The 4,180-nt window shown below is 56.0% G+C and carries 6 protein-coding genes and 1 pseudogene; all 7 read right to left on the bottom strand.

Going from position 1 to position 4,180, the window contains the following annotated elements; genetic code table 11:
* Window positions 1-421: pseudogene (locus VU18_RS19985) on the bottom strand (spore germination protein); the annotation flags it as partial.
* Window positions 369-980 carry a stage V sporulation protein AE gene (locus tag VU18_RS09675; RefSeq protein WP_020278271.1) on the bottom strand — a complete coding sequence of 204 codons (612 nt, stop codon included), beginning with the start codon at window positions 978-980 and terminating at the stop codon, window positions 369-371. The gene VU18_RS09675 and the pseudogene VU18_RS19985, both read right to left, overlap by 53 nt.
* Before the next feature lie 5 nt (window positions 981-985).
* Window positions 986-1,336 carry a SpoVA/SpoVAEb family sporulation membrane protein gene (locus VU18_RS09680; protein WP_012820684.1) on the bottom strand — a complete coding sequence of 117 codons (351 nt, stop codon included), beginning with the start codon at window positions 1,334-1,336 and terminating at the stop codon, window positions 986-988.
* A 39-nt stretch (window positions 1,337-1,375) separates the two neighbouring features.
* A complete protein-coding gene (spoVAD, locus tag VU18_RS09685) occupies window positions 1,376-2,404 on the bottom strand; it encodes a stage V sporulation protein AD (protein ID WP_011231786.1) in 1,029 nt (342 codons plus the stop codon).
* A gap of 18 nt (window positions 2,405-2,422) precedes the next feature.
* A complete protein-coding gene (locus tag VU18_RS09690) occupies window positions 2,423-2,851 on the bottom strand; it encodes a SpoVA/SpoVAEb family sporulation membrane protein (RefSeq protein ID WP_047758039.1) in 429 nt (142 codons plus the stop codon).
* A 17-nt stretch (window positions 2,852-2,868) separates the two neighbouring features.
* Window positions 2,869-3,300 (bottom strand): stage V sporulation protein AB, encoded by a 432-nt coding sequence (locus tag VU18_RS09695; RefSeq protein WP_011231788.1) that lies wholly within the window; start codon window positions 3,298-3,300, stop codon window positions 2,869-2,871.
* Window positions 3,287-3,910: a stage V sporulation protein AA gene (locus VU18_RS09700; RefSeq protein ID WP_011231789.1), complete on the bottom strand. Its 624-nt coding sequence runs from the start codon at window positions 3,908-3,910 to the stop codon at window positions 3,287-3,289. Before VU18_RS09700 ends, VU18_RS09695 begins: the two co-directional genes overlap by 14 nt.
* Between the last annotated feature and the right edge of the window lie 270 nt (window positions 3,911-4,180).

The raw sequence follows: 4,180 nt of genomic DNA on the forward strand, positions 1-4,180 counted from the left end.
CCGTATCCGGCTCTTGCGGCTGCCGACCCGGATAGCTGCGGACGTCGACAGCAAATCCGGTCGATTCGCCTTCAATCAAGACGATGATCAAGCCCGACAGCAGCTTGTCAACCGCTTCGTCGAGGCTCGTCACCGGACTGACTTGCTGATGAACGAGTCGATTTTCGATGATCTGCCACGCTTGGGACGCCTGGCGTTCATCATCGTTGACGCGCACAATTTGTTTTAACAATTCGATAATGTATTGCGTGTCGCATAAACCGTTGCAGTAGTAAATATGTACTTCCCGGTTTAGGACATAGATTTTCCGCACGCCTAAATCAAAGCTTGTCCCGACGCCGATCCGCTGTTGCAAAAACTTCGCGTTGTCAACGAGCCGCTTCGCGATCGGCGCTTTCGGTTTCTTTTCTTTTTCCGGCATGGCCACCACTCCTTTCGAGAATCAACTCGACCGCCTTGCGCGTAATCGGCGCTCCGTATTTCGCATGGTCTCGATATCCCATTTTGCCGATGTCGCCGATGCCGACGATGAGCGGAATGTTCAGCCGGTCAAGGCAGTAGACGGTATCGCCATTGATCCGCCCGATCTCGAGGTCCCGGACGCCTTCTTTATCGACCCCATATTCGGTCATCACGCCGTCACGGTCGATGCTCACATGCACTTTTGTCCATTCATGCTGGTGCGTATTGGAGGCAACCGCCAGCGCCCCGAGCACTTGGATTTGCTCATGCGTCGCCACATAGCGAAGCGCCTGCTCTCCGGCCCCCTCCCCGAGGGCGCCGCAATCGTCAAACATGACAAACACTGGATCGTGCGGCGTTTGCAAAATGAGTTCGACCAACTGTTCACCGCTCAGTTTCGTCGGATTGCCTTGCGAGCGAGAAATGCAACGGCCGCCGATCTCGGCGGCAACCCGCTCAATCGCCCGGCAGGCGAACTCGTCCCCATCCGTTACTAAAATGACTCGTCGTTTTTCCATCATCTCTACCCTTTCGGTTTGCAAGTGAGCGCCGCGGCAAAAGAGCCAGCCACGATAAAAGCGAACAAGGCGCCGGCAAATCGGAACACCGCTGCTCCGGTTTCGACAAATCCCTCCGGCCGCGGTTCTGCCATGGCCCCTTTCGCCAACCAATACCCAAATCCGCATAGCGGCATCGTCGCCCCGGCGCCAGCCCAAGCGACGAATGGATCATAGACGCCGCCAAAGCCAAGGAGTACGCCAAAGACGACAAGCGAACCGGCGACGCCAGCCGGCGTCCATTTGCCGCGGTCGATGATGAGCTGAACGATGGCGCACAGCAGCCCGCCGGCGAGAAAGGCACGGACGTATTCCATATCACATTCCCTCCTGATCGTTCCCAAATAAAAGACGTCCTACGGCGGCAAATCCGGCTCCTGTCCAGCCGCTTCGATGACGACGCCGTGAGCGATCGCTGGGATCGACTGTTTTTGCTGCACCATCGTTTGACTCAAGAGCGCCCCGGTAGCGACGACAAACAGGCGTCGAAACGTTCCGCGGGCGAGCTCTTGAAGCAAATACCCGTACGTGACGACCGCCGAGCAGGCGCAGCCGCTGCCGCCGGCGAACACCTTTTGATCTGGCCGGTAAATCATCAGCCCGCAATCGTTGTAAACGTCGGTCACATCGTAGCCTGATTCAGCAAGCAACTCGCGGACGATGACGCTGCCGACGCGCGACAAGTCGCCGGTGACAATCAAATCGTAATCGCCCGGCGAGACGCCTAAGTCACGGAAATGCTGCTCGATCGTATCGGCCGCCGCCGGGGCCATCGCCGCTCCCATGTCGAGTGGGTTTTTCAGCCCGGCGTCAACGACTTTGCCGATCGTCGCCGCCCGGACGCGCCAACGTCCCGGCGCGCGGCCAACGAGCGCGGCGCCGGCGCCCGTGACGGTGAACGTCGCCGTTTTCGGCTTTTGCACCCCCAGTTCAGTCGGGTAGCGAAACTGCCGTTCGGCCGTCGCGTTATGACTGCTTGTCGCCGCAAGCGCCCGATCAGCCAATCCACCAGCGACAAACGCAGCGGCTGCCGCCAACGTTTGCATCGAGGTCGAACAGGCGCCGAACAAGCATAAAAACGGAATCGGCAGCTCGCGGGCGACATAATTCGATGTCGCATTTTGGTTTAATAAATCACCGGCCAAAAATAGATCGACTTCTTCGGCAGAGACGCCCGCCTTTTGCAAGCAGCAGTCCACCGCCTCCCGCATCAGCCTCCGCTCGGCCAGCTCCCACGTCGCTTCGCCGCAATATAAGTCGCGATGGCAAACATCAAAATAACTTCCGAGCGGCCCGTCGGCTTCAAGCGGCCCGACCGCGGCAGCGGCCGCTTGGATGTAAACACCATCGTCAAACACCCATGTCTGCTTTCCGACACGTTTCATGGCCAATCCCTCTTTTCGTCACGGCCAAACAAGGCCAAGCACATAGGCGGCAATCAGACCATAAATGACCGCTGCCCCACCGGCTTTCAACATCTGCCCGGCCACCCCGGCCGTCCATCCTTCGCTGCGATGCTCCATAGCGGCGCTGGCGATCGCATTGGCCAGCCCTGTAATGAGCATCGTCGCCCCCGCACCGGCAAATTGGCTGAAATCATCATATTTCCCGACGGCCGTCAGCACAATCGCCAATCCGGCCATCACCATAGACGCCCACAGATGAGCCTCGAGCGGCGAAGCGGCAAACGTGCCGCCATACCAATCAACGAGCCATTGCGCCAACGCACAAAGCGCCCCGCCGACAAGAAACGCTTTTACCGCATTGGCGGCGTATGGGGGAGAAGGCTGAAACGCCTTCACCTCGCGGACATAATCGGACTTTAATCCCACGTTTCCTTCCCCCTTTGTCAGCGAAAGTGATCGACAAAATAAAGCCAATGAAACAACGAACCGGCCACTTTGCCAAAGGCGATGGCCATAAGTAAAATGACGATTTTATCATCGACGCCGATCCGCTTCGCTAAAATCGGCCAAACGTTCAACACCTCTGTTAAAGCGGCAGCGAGCATTCCGATAAACACACCATGAAACAATCCGATCGGCGCTAGCCAATATTTGGATAAATGCCAAACAGAATGGCGCAAACTCATCCAACCGCCAACGATGGCGCCGGCTACAGCCCCCCATTCATAGGCGTGAATGCGTTTTGGCGTTTTCGTCAGCTGCGTCAGGCGCGGGATGACGCCAAGCACGACCAAAAAAGCGACAAATCCGGTTCCGACCGCCAACCCTCCGGCGAAGCCGACGAACACTACCAGCAAAATCTCAAGCGTCGTCAAGAGGCCTCAAGCTTTCTTTGTTTTCATGCAAAATGACGTACTGATCGATCGATTGCTGGTAGTTGAACATTTCGACTTCAAGAGGGCTGGGCTCCTCGTTGATTCGTTTGCGGAACCAATGGTTGAAAAATAAAATCATCCCGATGCCGAGCCCAAGCGAATATGGAATTTGCAAAAGCAGCGGTTTATCGACCGCCTGGCCGGTCACCATCTCGTACAGATGGCGATGCACCCGTTGCATGCTGACGTCCTCGTGAAAGTTCATGATCGCCATCGCCGAACCGACGAACAAAAGAAGCCAAACGAGAACGAAGGAAGCGGTCGAAACCTTCCGTTTTTCATAGACGACTTCAATGATCGTCTGCGATGGGCCGATCATCTGCACATCAAGCGAGGAATCCACATCAAACACAGCCCGGATCATTTGCATCATATCGATGATGACGATATTTTTATCGCTGGGCTGGATGCGATAGAGCGGAATCGTCTTCAACCGCCGAATGAGCCCGCCATCCGGCGCAGCGATTTGGGCCGCCTGCCCGAGCGTCACCACCGCCCCCGGCTTGACTTGCACGCGATGGCGCGGCTTGATAAATACGGTGTTGGCCATTTGCTTCACACCTTTGTCCCCATTTTGTTTTTCTTTAGTTTGGTTGGCAAAAACACCGATCATGCGGCCTGTCGGCGTTCACCATCGATTTCATAAAAATAGAAAAGAATGGGCAAAAAATGCCCATTCTTTTTTAGACTTTTGTTGCTTGCTATGGAAAAAGCGTTCCAAGATGCGCTTACAGACCAAAAGACGGATGCGATTCATGGTTCACCGCCGATGAATTGACATCCGTCGATTTTGAACACACCCGTGCGGACAAAATGGGCT

The sequence above is a fragment of the Geobacillus sp. ZGt-1 genome (assembly GCF_001026865.1).
In the GTDB taxonomy this organism is placed as follows: Bacteria; Bacillota; Bacilli; order Bacillales; family Anoxybacillaceae; genus Geobacillus; species Geobacillus thermoleovorans.